This is a genomic window from Dactylosporangium maewongense (assembly GCF_039531485.1).
Lineage (GTDB): Bacteria > Actinomycetota > Actinomycetes > Mycobacteriales > Micromonosporaceae > Dactylosporangium > Dactylosporangium maewongense.
Genome location: NZ_BAAAQD010000003.1, coordinates 125,562 through 141,212, shown reverse-complemented (window position 1 = coordinate 141,212; position 15,651 = coordinate 125,562). Strand labels below are relative to the sequence as shown.

Below are 15,651 nucleotides of genomic sequence, written 5' to 3'. Positions count from 1 at the left end.
CAGCGAAGACAGCGAAGAGCTAGGCGCGCCGGATCGTCCGGCCGACCAGGATCATCGCCGTGAAGGCGCCCGCGAAGAGCACGATCATCCCGTGGTTGATCTGCTCCGGCAGCCGGCTGTAGATGATCTGCGCGTCGAAGGCGCTGTAGTCCTCGACGACGGCGGTCAGCGGCAGCCGCCCCAGCCAGCCCAGCAGCGTCGCGACCAGGGTGACGACCCCGGCCGTGGCGCCCGCCGCCGGGTACACGGGCCAGGGCAGGGCGGCACCGGTGCGCCGCAGGGCGATGAACGCGACCACACCGGCCAGCACGCCGCTGAGGATCGACGTGGTCAGCTGCAGGCGGGACGCGGCCTCGGCCATCGTGCCGACGGTCTCCTGGTTGCCGAAGAGGTCGACGAGGTCGTTCTGGAAGTAGGCGACGACCAGTCCCAGCGCGGTGGCCGCCACGCCGCCGGCGATCCCGGCCGTGACCGCCTCCAGGAAGCGGAAGGCGGCCGCCGCGCCGCCGAGCGCGCCCGTCACGGCCACGACCGCCGCGACGTACGGCACGGCCGGCCCATGGTGGTACGCCAGCAGCATCCCGCCCGTCGCGAGCAGCCCCACGACCAGACCGCCGGCGGCGCCCGCGAACAGCCGGCGCCACGGCAGCAGGCCGACGGCCAGCACCCCGGCCGCGCCACCGGCGAGGGCCGTGGCGAGCAGGATGCTCGGCAGCACCAGGGCGGCCAGGGTGGTGACGAGGAACTCACTCGCGGCGTTGGCGATGACGCTGTAGGTCGACCAGAGAGTCAGCGCGAGCAGCAAGAGCGCGACGACGACCACCGTGTAGGGCCGGCGTTCCACCTGAGACGAGACGACCTTTGTTGCCACGAGCTAGCAGCGTACGCGGAAGCGACCCGAACGACGGTTCAGGGGACCGTGGGAAGATGAGAGGAAACCTCGCCGACGTTGCCGAGTAGAGATCTGGAGTCCCGTGATGGATGGCCTGTTCGCCGTGCCTGACCCGACCAACGAGCCGGTCCGCGGCTATGCGCCGGGGTCGGCGGAGCGCGAGAGCCTGCAGCGCCGCCTGGCCGACCTGGCGGGCGAGCGGTTCGAGCTGACGATGACGATCGACGGCAAGGAGCGCATGGCGTCGGGCGAGCCGATCGACGTCGTGCAGCCCCACAACCACCGGCACGTGCTCGGCGTCACCCACAACGCGACGACCGCCGACGCCGCCGACGCCGTCGAGGCGGCGAAGCGGGCCGCGGCCGGCTGGCGCGACCTGCCGTTCAGCGAGCGGGCCGCGGTGTTCCTGCGCGCCGCCGACCTGCTCGCCGGCCCGTGGCGCGACACGCTCAACGCCGCGACCATGCTCGGGCAGAGCAAGACCGCGATCCAGGCCGAGATCGACGCGGCCTGCGAGCTGATCGACTTCCTGCGGTTCAACGTCCACTTCGCCCAGCAGATCCTCGCCGAGCAGCCGAAGTCGTCGCCCGGGGTGTGGAACAGGTTCGACCACCGGCCCCTGGAGGGGTTCGTCTACGCGATCACCCCGTTCAACTTCACCGCGATCGCCGGCAACCTGCCGTCCGCGCCCGCGCTCATGGGCAACACCGTCGTGTGGAAGCCGTCGCCGACGCAGCAGCTGGCGGCGCACCTGACGATGCGGCTGTTCGAGGCCGCCGGCCTGCCCGCCGGCGTGATCAACCTGGTGACCGGCGACGGGCTCGCCACGTCCGAGGTCGCCCTCGCCGACCGCGACCTGGCCGGCATCCACTTCACCGGCTCGACCGCCGTGTTCCGCACCCTCAACCGGACCGTCGCCGAGCGGGAGTACCGCTCCTACCCGCGGATCGTCGGCGAGACCGGCGGCAAGGACTTCGTGATCGCCCACCCGTCCGCCGACCCGGCCGCGCTGACGACGGCGCTGATCCGCGGCGCGTTCGAGTACCAGGGCCAGAAGTGCTCGGCGGCGTCCCGCGCGTATGTCCCGGCCAGCATCTGGGCGAAGATCAAGGACCAGCTCACCGGCACCGCCGACGAGCTGACCTACGGCGACGTCACCGACTTCAGCAACTTCGGCGGCGCCGTCATCGACCGGCGGGCGTTCGACCGGCACGCCCAGGCGCTCGACCGGATCAAGAACTCGCCGTCGTGCACCGTCGTCGCAGGCGGCACGACCGACGACAGCGAGGGCTTCTTCGTCCGGCCGACGGTCGTCGAGTCCACGGACCCCACGCACGAGGTCTTCACGACCGAGTACTTCGGCCCGATCCTCGGCGTGCACGTCTACCCCGACGCCGACTACGACGCCGTCGTCACGCAGGCCGAGTCGGTCGCGCCCTACGCGCTCACCGGCTCGATCTTCGCCACCGACCGGCAGGCCGTCGAGCGGGCGACGCACGCGCTGCGCTTCGCCGCCGGCAACTTCTACGTCAACGACAAGCCGACCGGCGCGGTCGTCGGGCAGCAGCCGTTCGGCGGCGGGCGCGCCTCCGGCACCAACGACAAGGCCGGATCGTGGCACAACCTGCTGCGCTGGACGTCGCCGCGGACGATCAAGGAGACGTTCGTGCCGCCGACCGACCACCGCTACCCGCACATGGGCTAGACCCGCGCTGGTGCGACCGCGACGATCTTGTCCAGGGTGAAGGCACGGTCGTCGCGGCGCAGCCGGCACCACGCGTCGATGGTGGAGCCGGACAGGTGCGCGTTGTCGATGACCCGCTCGGAGGCGCGGCCCTGCGCGTCGACGTAGCGGATCCACACCGGCGAGCCGTCCTCCACCGCGGTCGCGAGGAGCTGGGCCTGGTCGGCGCGCAGCTGCGGCGCCCGCTGCCGGATCAGCTCCAACGGATCGGGCGTCCGCTGCGTCGGCACGAGCAACCGCGCCGCCAGCTCGCCCGGGTCCACGGTGGCCCGCGCGGGTGGGCGGCGCGCGTGGTCGACCCGCGCGCGGTGCAGCCGGACCGGCCCCGGGCCGGCGTCGCGGGCCGGACGGTAGCCGGCGGCCCGCAGCGCCGCGAGGGTGTCCACGGGTGACAGCGCCGACCCGGCGACGGTCGGCGCGACCCGGCGCAGCTTCAGCGCCGCCAGCGTGCCGTCGGCGACCAGCGAGTCCAGCAGGTCGGTGTCCTCGCTGACGATCACGCTGCCGACCCCGCGCACGTGCAGGGTGTCCGCCGGCGGCCCCGCGGGCAGCAGCCGCGCCGCGACCTCCGCGACGCCCCGCCCGTCGGCGAGCGCCCGGCCGAGCGGGCTCAGCGCCCCGGCCGCGCACACGCCCAGCAGGGTGGCCTCGTCGACGATGCCGGCCACCACGGACCCGAGGTCGTCCAGGGCCCTCGTCTGCAGCGGCGCGGTCCACCGTACGAGCGGCGCCAACGACTCCACGTCGGCGACGGCCGTGTCCGGGGGCAGCTCGTGCAGCGCCCGCACGACGACCTGCCGCAGCGGCTCGCCCGACCACCACTGCGTCAGCAGCCTGGCGAGCCGGTCCGCGGCCGCCCGGTCGGCCCACTCGTCGTAGGCGAGCGTCGGCACGAAGCGCACCCCGTCGGGCCCCAGCAGCCGCGCCGCGACCGCGAGGTCCGCCAGCAGCGCCACCGTCGGCTCGTCGAGGCCGGTCGTGAACGCGAGCCGGCGCCGCTCCCGCACCGCGACCTCGCCGGAGCGCTGCCGGCTCAGTGGGCGCGCCGCCGCCGCGTCGAGGAGCACCGGAAGCCGCTCCAGCAGCAGTGTCGCCGCCTGTACCGCCGCGTCGCGCACCTCGGTCCGGTCGGCGGGCCGCAGCGACGGCGCCGGCGGCACCGGCTCGAACGCGTCATGCCCGGAAGGGGCGGGCAGCTGCGCCGTGGTGAACAGCGCGGTGTCGTCCTCCGACGGCCACACCAGCGCCCGCTGGAGCAGCACCTGCAGGGTCGCGTCGAGCGCCGGGTCGTCGGCGGCGACGCCGAGCCGGTCCGCCAGCTCCGGCAGCGGCACCGGATCCGGTCCGCCGCCCAGCGCCTCCAGCACCTGCACGGCCGGCAGTGGCAGCCGCGCCACCACCTCGTCGACGCCGGTCCGGGCGGTCAGCCGCGCGGCCAGCTGCACCAGGTCCTCCGGCGGCGGCGCCCCGAGCGCGTCGGGACGGCGGCGCAGCACCGCGCCCAGCTCGTCCGCCGCCAACCGACCCAGCCAGCCGACCAGTGCAACTCTCGTCACGACTGGTGACCTTATAGGTTTGGGAGGTGACCAACCCATCGCCCGGCAACGTCGCCGGCAACTGGCAGGACGCGCATTTCGGGGAGCAGGGCGGCCGCCTCACGTACGGTGACTACCTGCAACTGACAGGTCTGCTCGACGCGCAGGTCCCCGAGTCGGACCCCGCCGCGCACGACGAGCTCCTCTTCATCACCATCCACCAGGTGTACGAGCTGTGGTTCAAGCTCATCCTCCACGAGCTCACCGACGCCCGCGACCGCCTCCTCGCCGGCGAGACCTATCTGCCGAGGGTGCGCCTGGAGCGCTGCCTGTCGATCCAGCGGGTGCTGGTCGGGCAGGTGGACGTGATCGACACGATGACCCCGCAGGACTTCCTGCGCTTCCGCAACAAGCTGTCCCCGGCCTCGGGGTTCCAGTCGGCGCAGTTCCGGGAGATCGAGTTCCTCTCCGGGTTGAAGGATCCGACGTATCTGCAGCGCTTCCGCGGCCTGTCCGACGCCGAGCAGGCGCGGCTCAACCGGCGCCTGGAGGAGCCGAGCCTCTGGGAGGCATTCCTCACCACCCTGGAGAAGGCGGGCTTCGCCGTCGCCACCAAGGAGGACCGGATCGCGTCGCTGCTCACGATCTCCCGCGACCGGGAGCACCACGGCCCGTTCTGGGACCTCGCCGAGACGATGGTCGCGCACGACCAGGCGTGGGGCATGTGGCGGGCGCGGCACGTCCTCATGGCCGAGCGGCAGATCGGCACCAAGGCCGGCACCGGCGGCAGCGCCGGCGGCGCCTACCTGCGCTCCCGGGTCGAGCTGCGCTTCTACCCGGAGCTGTGGGAGCTGCGCTCGCACCTGTAGCACCGGCGCTGGGGAGCTGCGCTCGCACCTGTAGCACCGGCGCTGTGGGAGCTGCGCTCGCATATGTAGTCTGTCTACTCCTTTCTTTGTGCCAACCGGCCCACCCGGGCCGTCCAGCCGCATCGATGTGGGCCTACCGTCCTAGGTGATGGGGAGGGGTCCGCAATGAAGACGAAGACCATGCTCGGCGACCGGTACCGGCTGGAGACCGAGGTCGCCCGCGGCGCCATCGGCGCGGTCTGGCGGGCGTACGACGAGCAGACCGGCCAATGGGTCGCGGTCAAGATCATGCGCGCCGAGGCCGCCGAGGTGCCCGAGCTCGTCGACGGGTTCCTCGGCGAGGCCGAGCTGCTCGCCGGCCTCGACCACCCGTCCGTCATCCGGGTCCACAACCTGATCACCGGCAAGGGCCTGCTGGCCATCGCGATGGAGCTCGTGGGCGGGCCCGACCTGCGGCGCCGGCTGCGCGCCGACGGCCCGTTGCCGCCCGCCGCCGCGGCCGAGGTCGTCGCCCAGGTCGCCGACGCGCTCGCGTACGTCCACGCCGCCGGCATCGTCCACGGCGACGTCAAGCCCGGCAACCTGCTCGTCCCGCTCGACGGAGGCCCGGTGCGCCTCGCCGACTTCGGCGTCGCCCGCCGCCTCGACCAGCCCGCCGGGCCGACCCACGCCACGCCCGAGTACGTGGCGCCCGAGGTCGTCGCGGGCGGCCTGCCCAGCCCCGCCTCCGACGTCTACGCGCTCGGGGTCGTGCTCTTCGAGCTGATCTGCGGCCGGAGCCCGTACCGCGGCGGATCCCCCAACGACGTCCTGCGCCGCCACGCGGACTGCGTGCCCGTGCCGCCGCCCGGGATGCCGGCCGCGCTGTGGCCGATCATCGAGGGCTGCATGGAGCTCGACCCGCGCATGCGTCCGGCGGCCGCCTCGATCATGGGCCGGCTCAGGGTCGCCGAGGGTGCGCTGGACGGCTTCGAGCCGCTGCCGCGGCTGCCCGCCGAGGCGGTCACCTTCTGGGCCCGCTCCGCCGAGCAGACCGCGCCCGTGTCCGCCCCGGTCCGCCGGGTCGACTGGGTGCCGCTGCCGACCGCCCCGACCTCACCGGCCGCGGCCTCGGCGGCGCTCATGGTGGCCGTGCCGATCAAGGACCTGCCGACGGAGCCGAACGGGCTGCCGCTCTCCGAGCTGCCCACGCAGGCGCGCGGGGCGGGCGCGTTCGCCGCGGCGGTCCGCCAGGACGTCGCCGAGCTGCCCACCGTGCCGTCCCAGCTGCCGGCTGCTGAGGTGCCGGCTTCCCAGCCGCCGGCTTCCCCGCCGGAGGAGCCGCCGGCGGACGCCGCCCCGCCGGCCTCGGAGCCGGAGCCTCAGACCGAGGTCATCGCACTCGCCCCCGAGGCGGAACCGCCCACCGAGGTCATCGCGCCCGCTTCCGACGTGGAACCGCCCACTGAGGTCATCGCGCCCGCTTCCGACGTGGAACCACCCACTGAGGTCATCGCGCCCGTTTCCGAGGTGGAACCGCCCACCCAGGTCATCGCATCCGTTTCCGGCGCGGAACCCCCGGCCGAGGTCGTCGCGTCCCCTTCCGATGCGGAACCGCCCACCGAGGTGATTGCGTCTGCTCCTGAGGCGGAACCGCCCACCGAGGTCGTCGTGTCCGCTGCTGAGGCGGAGGCCGTGGTGCTCGCCAAGCCGGCGCAGAGCGCTCCCGGCGGAGCCCTCGCGGCGCTGCAGCAGGCCCTCGCCGTGCCGGCCGAATCCGCCACGCCCGCGGAGGCCGCTGCCGACGTCGTCGCCGAGGATGCCGCGGTACAGGCTGAGACCGAACAGTCTGAGGATTCCGACGAACCGGTCGATACCGGGAATGCCGGACCCGAGCTGGTGACGGACGTCCCGCTCTGGGGCGGCGACACGCCCGGCGGGGATGAGCCCGCCGCGCCGCCGGTCGAGGAGGGCCCCAACCCGGACGCGTTCACCGTGGTGCTCACGCCCGCGGTTCCCCAGCAGCGGGAGGCCTCCGCCGAGGCGGCCGCCACCGCCGAGGGGGAGCGGTCCACCGACGTCGTCGTGCCCGCGGCCTGGCCCGTGCTGCCCGACCGGCCCACCGGCCCCATCCCCGGCCCCTCGCTCGTCAAGCCCGACGCGCCGGTGCACCCCTCGCCGATGGACCCGGTGGATCTCGAGGATGCCGCCGAGCCGCCGACCGACGTCCTGGCATCCGCCGCGGACGCGCCGCCGGCCGCCGCCGACTCCGACTCCGGCGCGCTGACCTGGCTGCGTGCCCCCGACGACGCGTCCGATGCCGCCGCGCCGCCCGCCGGCGAGCGCCGGTCCGACCGCCGGGTCCTCGCGGGCGTCGGCGGGGCGGTGCTGCTGCTCATCCTGCTCGGCGTCGGCGCCGTGCTCATGAGCGGCGCGTTCGACGGCGGCGGGCGGCAGCCCACGCGGGTGAACGGCACCACGCCCACGGTCGTCCCCAGCGACTCGCCCGCCCCCTCGGCGGCGACGTCCCCGGAGCCGTCCAGCGCGCCGCCGGTCGAGGAATCCACCGCACCGGGCGGCGAAGACAACGGGGGCGGTGGCGGGAAAACGCCCACGAAGCGTCCGACGGCGGTGCCGTCGCCGGGGCGGAGCCTGCCGGGCATCGGTGATCCGCTGCCGCCGTTCCCGACGATGCCGTCCTTTCCTTCGCCGCCGAAGTTTCCGTCCTAACTCGACAGTCGCGACGCGACAGTCGACAGTGGATTTGTCGAAATCCTGGACTGAGCCGGAGAAAGATGACAGCGTAGGGTTCATGGCGGAATCTGGAGTCAACGCGACGGCGGCGGCCCTGCTCGGTCTGCTGCACGAGGGGCCGATGACCGGTGGGCAGCTGATGGCCGCCGCCCAGCGACGCCTCGGCGCCTACTGGTCGATGACCCGCAGCCAGGTCTACCGCGAGCTCCCCGCGCTCGCCGCCGCTGGTTATGTCAGGCTCGGCAAGCCCGGCGCGCGTTCGAGCCAGCCTTATGCGATCACTCCCGCCGGCAAGCGGGCATTCACCCGCTGGCTGTCGGAGCCCGCCGGCCGGGAGGCGCTGCGCAATCCTGTCGCATTGCGTGTCGCCTTCGGCGTGCAGCAGACGGGCGCGCAACTGCAGCAGGTGTATGCGCACGCGTTGGAATACCACAATGCGGCGCTGACCGAGGCCCGGGAAATGGCCAAAGAGGCGAAGAAGTCCGGCGACGAGTTCTTCGCCGCGTCGCTGGACTTCGCGGTCGGCTATCACAAGGCCGCCCTCACGTGGCTCAAGAGCGCCCCGACCAAATAGCGCCCGCCCGTTAGCGCCCGCCGGTCCGGCGTAGTCTTTGAGGGTGACCGCTCTCGACCACGCCGAATCGCTCAAGCACCTTGATGGCACCCTGCGCAACATCGAGGCCGTCCTCGACCTCAACCGGCTCCGCAAGGAGAAGGCGGAGCTCGAAGAAGCGGCGGCCGTGCCCAACCTGTGGGACGACCAGGCGGCCGCGCAGAAGGTGACGTCCCGCCTGTCCTACGTGCAGGGCGAGATCGGCAAGCTGGAGCGGCTGCGGGCCAAGCTCGACGACGCCATCGTCCTCCTGGAGCTCTCCCAGGCCGAGGACGACGCGGGGTCGCTCGGCGAGGTCGCCGACGAGATCACGGCGCTGACCAAGTCGATCGAGGAGCTCGAGGTGCGCACCCTGCTCTCGGGTGAGTACGACGCCCGCGAGGCGCTCGTCACGATCCGCGCCGGCGCCGGTGGCGTCGACGCCGCGGACTTCGCCGACATGCTCCTGCGCATGTACCTGCGCTGGGCGGAGCGGCACGGCTACAACACCGACGTCTACGACACCTCGTATGCGGAGGAGGCCGGGATCAAGTCGGCCACGTTCGCGGTGAAGGCCCCGTATGCCTACGGGACGCTGTCGGTCGAGTCGGGCACGCACCGGCTCGTGCGGATCAGCCCGTTCGACAACCAGGGCCGCCGGCAGACGTCGTTCGCCGCGCTGGAGGTCGTGCCGGTCGTCGAGCAGACCGACGACGTGGAGATCCCCGACGACGAGCTGCGCGTCGACGTGTACCGCTCGAGCGGCCCCGGCGGCCAGGGCGTCAACACGACCGACTCCGCGGTGCGCCTCACCCACCTGCCGACCGGCATCGTCGTCTCGTGCCAGAACGAGCGGTCCCAGATCCAGAACAAGGCGACCGCCATGGGCGTGCTGAAGGCCAAGCTCCTCGCCGTGAAGCGGGCCGAGGAGACCGCGAAGATGAACGAGCTCCGCGGCGACGTCCAGGGCTCGTGGGGCGACCAGATGCGCTCGTACGTGCTGCACCCGTACCAGATGGTGAAGGACCTCAGGACGGAGCACGAGACCGGTAACCCCACCGCGGTCTTCGACGGCGACCTGGACGCCTTCATCGACGCGGGCATCCGGTGGCGCAAGCAGCGGGAGCTCAATCCGGCGTAACCCCCGTTCGGGTGACCCCCGGGGGTGTGATCATCGCATTGGAGTGCGGCGATCACCTTCGGTAATTAGGCGATCAAGGCCGCAAGTGAGGTGTACGTCACACTTGCGGCTGGAATCCCGTGTCTCCCTGCGGTTGGGGTCAGCTCTTTGGGTTCGCATTTAGGGCAAACGGCACGCGACGCACTTCGCGTACTTGGCGTGGATGTCACACCGCGTAGACTCACGTCCCGTGATTCGGCTTGACCACGTGACGAAGACGTATCCGAAGGCGTCCCGCCCCTCACTCGACGATGTTTCCGTCAACATCGAGAAGGGCGAGTTCGTCTTCTTCATCGGACCTTCCGGCTCAGGCAAGTCCACGATCATCAAGCTGCTGCTGCATGAGGTCACGCCCAACAAGGGCAAGGTCGTCGTCAACGAGCGCGACGTGACCTCGATGCGCTCGTGGCGCATCCCGGCGTTCCGCCGGCAGATCGGCTGCGTGTTCCAGGACTTCCGTCTCCTGCCCAACCGCACCGCCTACGAGAACGTCGCCTTCGCGCTCGAGGTCATCGGCAAGTCGAAGGGCGTTGCCCGCCGCGTCGTCCCCGAGGTGCTGGAGCTCGTCGGTCTCGGCGGCAAGGAGCACCGTTACCCCCATGAGCTGTCCGGTGGTGAGCAGCAGCGCGTCGCCGTGGCGCGCGCGTTCGTCAACCGGCCGCTGATCCTGCTCGCCGACGAGCCGACCGGAAACCTGGACCCGGACACGTCGATCGAGATCATGCGTCTGCTCGACCGGATCAACCGGACCGGGACCACGGTGGTCATGGTCACCCACGACTCCAACATCGTGAACCAGATGCGCCGCCGGGTCGTCGAGATCGAGAGCGGCCGGATCGTGCGGGACCAGTCGCGCGGTGTGTACGGCTGACGATCGCCAGATCTCGTCGTAGCCACCCCTTGACGTTGCCGGGTCCGCTGGGAAGGAACCCCACCCGATGCGCATGAAGTACATCCTGTCCGAGGTCCTGACCGGACTTTGGCGAAACGTCACCATGACCATCGCGATGATCATCACGATGACGGTGTCGCTGACCATGCTGGGCGCGAGCCTGCTGCTGTTCTTCCAGGTCAACAAGATGGAGGACTTCTTCTACCAGCGGGTAGAGGTGTCCATCTTCCTGAAGAACGACGTCACCGACGATCAGCGGACCAGCCTGAAGAGCGCGTTGGAGAGCAACGCGCTCGTCAAGCAGGTGACGCACGAGAGCAAGTCGGAGGCGTACGCACGCTTCAAGACGCAGTTCCGTGACGCGCCCGACCTGGTGAACGCCACCAAGGAGGACTCGCTCCCGGAGTCGTACCGCGTCAAGCTCAAGGACCCGAAGACGGTCAAGCAGCTCCAGGAGGAGTTCATCTCCCAGCCTGGCGTCAGCGACATCGTCGACCAGCAGGAGCTGCTGAAGAAGGTCTTCGAGCTGCTCGGCGCGTTGCAGACACTCGCCTTGACCGTCGCCATCATCCAGGGCGCCGCGGCGTTGCTCCTGGTGGCCAACACCATCCAGGTGGCCGCCTACAGCAAACGCCGTGAGGTCGCGGTCATGAAGCTCGTCGGCGCGTCCAACTGGTTCATCCAGCTGCCCTTCGTCCTGGAGGCGGTCTTCGCTGGCCTGATCGGCGCCTTGCTGGCCTTCGGCGGCCTGGTGGCCGCGAAGTTCTTCTTCATCGACGGGTCGCTCAAGGCCCTGGCCAACGTCCTGCTGCCGATCGACTGGAGCAGCATCTGGGTGATGCTGCCGGTCCTCGCCGGCGCCGGCGGCCTGGTCAGCGCGGTCACCGCCTGGATCACGCTGCGGTTCTACGTGCGGGTCTGACCCGCGGGCTGTTTCCACGAGGGGTGGGCCGGTTTCCGGCCCACCCCTCGTCGTATATCCGAAGTGCACCACGATAGGTGCATTTCGCCAAAATTCCGGACTTATGGGTCTTTCGCTGCGTACGGTAACCCTCAAGTGGTACTGGAGGGTTACGTGAATCGGATCAGGATCTTCTGCGCCGTCGGGGCTTTCGTCGTGCTGCTGGGCAGCGGCACGGCCGGGCACGCAGACGCCCGCGACGACAAGGCCCGCATCGACCGCCAGATCCAGGAGACGCAGGCGACCCTCGAGGCGGCCACCGAGCGGGCCCAGCAGGCGGCGACCGACCACGCCGCCGCGACCGCAGCGCTGCCCGGCGCCGAGGACGCCCTCGAGGATGCCAAGGGCCGGGTCATCGCCGCCGACGCCGCCGCCCGCCAGGCGGAGCGCGACCGGGACGCGGCCGAGGCCGTACTCGACTCGGCCGACGACGACTACGACGCCGCCAAGGCCGAGGTCGAGCAGGGTCGCGCCGACGTGTCCGTGTTCGTCGCCGCCACGTACAAGGGCAGCGGCTTCGCCATGTTCAACTCGATCATCGAGTCCGGCTCGCCGAACGACCTGGCGCTGCGCATCTCCTACCTCGACCGTGTCGCCGCCGAGAGCCAGCGGGCGCTGGACGACCTGACCCGCGCCAGGATGTCGGCCAAGCAGCGCTCCGCCGTCGCCGAGCTGGCCCGCGACAAGGCCCGCCGGGCGGCCGAGCAGACCCGCCAGGCGCTGCAGGACAGCAGGACCGCGCAGGCCGGCGCCGAGCAGGCCGCCGCCGACGTCCGGGCCCTCATCGACAAGAGCGCGCAGGCCGAGGCCGTCGCCAACTCCGAACGCACCGCGGTCCTCGCCCGCTACCAGCAGCTCAAGGTCGACAGCGACCGCGTCGCCGGCGAGCTGCGGGCCGCCGCGGCGGCGGAGGCGGCGGCCGCGGCGAAGGCGGCCAAGGCGGCCGGCAAGACCGGCAAGACCGGCACCGGCGGCGCGCCGCTCACCACCGCGATCCCGCCGAAGACCGGCGCCTTCTTCCTGATGCCCGTGCACGGCTGGAAGTCCAGCAACTACGGCATGCGCTTCGACCCGGTCTACAAGGTGTACCAGCTGCACGCCGGTATCGACGTCGCCGCCGGCGGCGGCCAGCCGATCGTCGCGGCCGCCGACGGCAAGGTGGTCAGGGCCGGATGGGCGGGCGGCAACGGCAACTACACCTGCATCTCCCACGGCCTCTACCAGGGCAAGGGGCTGGCAACCTGCTACGGCCACCAGTCACAGATCCTCGTCCACGTCGGCCAGACCGTGCACCGCGGCGAGCTCATCGGCCGGGTCGGCACCACCGGCGCGTCGACCGGCAACCACCTGCACTTCGAGGTCCGCCTCAACGGCAGCCCCATCCAGCCGCTGAACTGGCTGCCGGGCTGTCTCTGCTGACCGAAACCTTCTTGCCGCGCGCGATACGCTGATACTCCTATCAAGATTTGTGGAGGGGTCGATGCCGCGCGAAAAGGGACGCAAGGTCGTCGCGTCCAACCGGAAGGCGCGCCACGACTACGAGATCCTCGAGACGATCGAGGCCGGCGTCGTGCTCACCGGCACCGAGGTCAAGTCGCTGCGCGCCGGGCGCTGCTCGCTCGTCGACGCGTTCGGGCAGATCTCCGACGGCGAGGTGTTCCTCCATGCGATGCACATCCCCGAATACACGATGGGCACCTGGACGAACCACCCTCCCCGTCGCGTCCGGAAGTTGCTGCTGAAGCGGCAGGAGATCGGCCGCATCGGCAACAAGGTCCGCGAGAGCGGCCTCACGCTGGTGCCGCTCTCGGTGTACTTCGCCGACGGTTGGGCCAAGGTGGAGATCGGCCTCGCCCGGGGTAAGAAGTCCTACGACAAGCGCCAGTCGCTGGCGAAACGTGACGCCGAGCGGGAGATCTCTCGCGTCATGGGCAGCCGCAACAAGGGCAGAACCGAGTAAATCGTCTCGCCTGGCTGAGTAGTGCTCGTCAGGCGAGCGAGCAATGCGTGCAAGCCATATAGTCCGTGCGTGACCGAGATTCGGGTCGATGTCGACCTCGAGCACCCACCGTCCGCGGTGTGGCGTGCGCTCACCGAGGCCCACCTCGTCACCGACTGGCTGCCCACGACCCGGTTCATGGTCCGCGACGACGGCACGTTCACGTTCCAGGCGACCGCCCTCGCCGGCCTCGAGGACCCGATCGAGGGCGAGATCGTCACCACCGAGACGGCGCACCGCCTGGTCATGCGCTGGTCGGGGGAGAACCTGCACACCGTCGTCGCGCTGACCCTCGACGAGCTGGCCGGCGGACACACCCGGCTCACGATGACCCAGAGCGGGTTCCTCGGCCCGCAGGGGACGATGCGGCGCAGGGTGCTGCGCAGGACGTACCAGCAGCTGTTCGAGGGACCGCTCGCGGCGACCCTGAAGAAGCACGCCCAGCCGTCCGCCCCGGTCACCGCCGTCGACGCTCCGCCGGCCGTGCGGCGCAACGACGGCGGGCCGTTCAACCGGCTGCCGCGCCAGCCCAACGCGCCGAGCCGCTCCGCGCCCGGGCTCAGCTCGCACACCCGCTCCACCGCCGGCCCGCGCCCGACGACCACCATGCCGGGCTTCGCCGCCGCGGTCCTCGGCGCCCGGGCGACCGGGGTCGCGGCCGTGCCCGTCGTCGCCCCGACCGTCACCCCGGCCACCGCCCCGCCCGCCGCGCCGCCCGCCGCCGCACCCAGTCACCGGTCCGCGCGGCCATCAGGCATCGCGGCAGGCGTGCGTCGGCTGGGCTCCGTCGGTACATCTGCCGCAAACGCCATCATGTCGCGCGTACGACGCGTCGCGGCCGCTCGGGACTGGTCCGCCGACCGTCGCAGCCAGGCCGTGGCGGCGGCGGCCGCGATCCTGCTGCTGCTCGCGATGATCGCCCTGCTCGTCGGCAAGGCCACCGCGCCGCACCCGGCCAAGCCGCCGCGCACCGGCGGCGGCGTCGAGGGGCCCGTGCAGGCCACGCTCCCGGGCACGCCGGCCGAGCGGTCCCCGCGCCCCGCCCTGGTCGCGGCGAGCTCCGCCGCGGCGACCGCGCCGCCGTCGGCCACGGCCGCGCCCAGCGTGGTGGCCGCGTCCGGTCCGCAGCTCACCGCGAGCAGCCGCACCGAGGACCTCACGCTGACGTCCTACCGGGTGACCGTCACCGTCACCAACCCCGGCCCGGCCGCCAGCACCGACTGGACGGTCGCCGTCGTCCTGCCCCTGCTCGACCTCACCGTCCGCAACGTCGACGGCGCCGTCATGACCCGCGCCGGCCTCAAGGCGATCTTCACCCCGGTCGACAGCACCCGGACCGTCCGCCCCGGCGGCACCGCCACCCTCCGCTTCGAGGTCGAAGGCCTCGGCGTCCGCAACGCCCCGCTCACCTGCACCATCGACGGCCGTCCGTGCACCCAGGTATCGGGATGAAAAGCTGGACGGAAGGCGTTACTCTAGATCAGTCGCTTGTGGGAGCGGCAGCCAACACCACCCGCGCGGGGGTGACTGGTTTCGACTTTGTGCGCCGCGCTAGGGGAAGCGAGCCGAGGAAGCCGACGTTGTCTCGCGAATCAGTCGTCGGAAAAGTATAAGCGCCAATTACAAGCGCTCCGATCTCGCTCTCGCTGCCTAAGCAAGGGTAGAGATCTGTCGGTCCGGGTTCGCCTTCGACCCGATCACCGGCATCAGCTAGAAGGCTGGCCAACCGAGTCCTGTCGCGGGGCTCGTGCGGCGAGATCAATCGCGACTGGACCCGTCATACCGACTCGCTCGCGTGATCGGTAGGGCCGAGTAGAGACACAGCGAGCTGCGCTCGGAGAAGCCCTAGCAAAGCAACGAAGGACCCGGGTTCGATTCCCGGCACCTCCACCGCCGAACGCCCCCTGCTCACGCAGGGGGCGTTCGCCGTTGGCGGTTCCGGATTCCCCGCGCACCGGCTGCGCCGGTGCTCCCCATCGGGGGAGCTTCGCTCCACCCTCGCCCCCTCAAGACCGTCGCGGCGTTCGCTGGTCGCGTGTGGTGTCTCGGGTCGCGGGCGCGTGCTGGGCATGCTTGGGATCGGACCGCAGCGGGGGAGCTTCGCTTCACCCGTGCCCCTTCAGGACCGTCGCGGCGTTCGCTGGTCGCGTGTGGTGTCTCGGGTCGCGGGCGCGTGCTGGGCATGCTTGGGATCGGACCGCAGCGGGGGAGCTTCGCTTCACCCGTGCCCCTTCAGGACCGTCGCGGCGTTCGC

At 71.6% G+C, this 15,651-nt stretch carries 12 protein-coding genes and 1 other RNA gene; 11 read left to right on the top strand and 2 right to left on the bottom strand.

What is annotated here, in order from left to right; all coding sequences use genetic code 11:
• Positions 1 to 19: 19 nt before the first annotated feature.
• Entirely contained in the window at positions 20 to 871 is an 852-nt protein-coding gene (locus ABD332_RS10410) for a hypothetical protein (protein ID WP_344501602.1), read from the bottom strand.
• 106 nt (positions 872 to 977) lie between these two features.
• Here ABD332_RS10410 and pruA point away from each other — a divergent pair, with 106 nt between their 5' ends.
• Positions 978 to 2,597: an L-glutamate gamma-semialdehyde dehydrogenase gene (gene pruA, locus ABD332_RS10405; RefSeq protein ID WP_344501601.1), complete on the top strand. Its 1,620-nt coding sequence runs from the start codon at positions 978 to 980 to the stop codon at positions 2,595 to 2,597.
• Here pruA and ABD332_RS10400 read toward each other — a convergent pair.
• The gene (locus tag ABD332_RS10400) at positions 2,594 to 4,192 is read right to left on the bottom strand and encodes a WYL domain-containing protein (RefSeq protein WP_344501600.1); all 1,599 of its coding nucleotides are present in this window, start codon (positions 4,190 to 4,192) and stop codon (positions 2,594 to 2,596) included. The genes pruA and ABD332_RS10400 overlap by 4 nt on opposite strands.
• Positions 4,193 to 4,218: 26 nt before the next feature.
• Here ABD332_RS10400 and ABD332_RS10395 point away from each other — a divergent pair, with 26 nt between their 5' ends.
• From ABD332_RS10395 to ssrA, 10 genes are all read left to right on the top strand, one after another.
• A complete protein-coding gene (locus tag ABD332_RS10395) occupies positions 4,219 to 5,040 on the top strand; it encodes a tryptophan 2,3-dioxygenase (RefSeq protein ID WP_344501599.1) in 822 nt (273 codons plus the stop codon).
• Positions 5,041 to 5,205: 165 nt separating this feature from the next.
• On the top strand, positions 5,206 to 7,749 hold the full coding sequence (locus ABD332_RS10390) for a serine/threonine-protein kinase (RefSeq protein WP_344501598.1): 2,544 nt from the start codon (positions 5,206 to 5,208) through the stop codon (positions 7,747 to 7,749).
• 82 nt (positions 7,750 to 7,831) lie between these two features.
• The gene (locus ABD332_RS10385; protein WP_344501904.1) at positions 7,832 to 8,347 is read left to right on the top strand and encodes a PadR family transcriptional regulator; all 516 of its coding nucleotides are present in this window, start codon (positions 7,832 to 7,834) and stop codon (positions 8,345 to 8,347) included.
• Between the two features lie 43 nt (positions 8,348 to 8,390).
• On the top strand, positions 8,391 to 9,506 hold the full coding sequence (gene prfB / locus ABD332_RS10380) for a peptide chain release factor 2 (RefSeq protein WP_344501597.1): 1,116 nt from the start codon (positions 8,391 to 8,393) through the stop codon (positions 9,504 to 9,506).
• A gap of 229 nt (positions 9,507 to 9,735) precedes the next feature.
• Positions 9,736 to 10,416: a cell division ATP-binding protein FtsE gene (gene ftsE / locus ABD332_RS10375; protein ID WP_344501596.1), complete on the top strand. Its 681-nt coding sequence runs from the start codon at positions 9,736 to 9,738 to the stop codon at positions 10,414 to 10,416.
• 67 nt (positions 10,417 to 10,483) lie between these two features.
• Positions 10,484 to 11,359 (top strand): permease-like cell division protein FtsX, encoded by an 876-nt coding sequence (gene ftsX / locus ABD332_RS10370; protein ID WP_344501595.1) that lies wholly within the window; start codon positions 10,484 to 10,486, stop codon positions 11,357 to 11,359.
• 153 nt (positions 11,360 to 11,512) lie between these two features.
• The gene (locus tag ABD332_RS10365; RefSeq protein ID WP_344501594.1) at positions 11,513 to 12,817 is read left to right on the top strand and encodes a peptidoglycan DD-metalloendopeptidase family protein; all 1,305 of its coding nucleotides are present in this window, start codon (positions 11,513 to 11,515) and stop codon (positions 12,815 to 12,817) included.
• Between the two features lie 61 nt (positions 12,818 to 12,878).
• Positions 12,879 to 13,358, top strand: coding sequence for an SsrA-binding protein SmpB (gene smpB / locus ABD332_RS10360; RefSeq protein WP_344501593.1), 480 nt, complete (start codon positions 12,879 to 12,881; stop codon positions 13,356 to 13,358).
• 69 nt (positions 13,359 to 13,427) lie between these two features.
• Positions 13,428 to 14,849 (top strand): SRPBCC domain-containing protein, encoded by a 1,422-nt coding sequence (locus ABD332_RS10355; RefSeq protein ID WP_344501592.1) that lies wholly within the window; start codon positions 13,428 to 13,430, stop codon positions 14,847 to 14,849.
• Positions 14,850 to 14,916: 67 nt separating this feature from the next.
• Positions 14,917 to 15,290, top strand: a transfer-messenger RNA (tmRNA) gene (gene ssrA, locus ABD332_RS10350).
• Positions 15,291 to 15,651 lie beyond the last annotated feature (361 nt).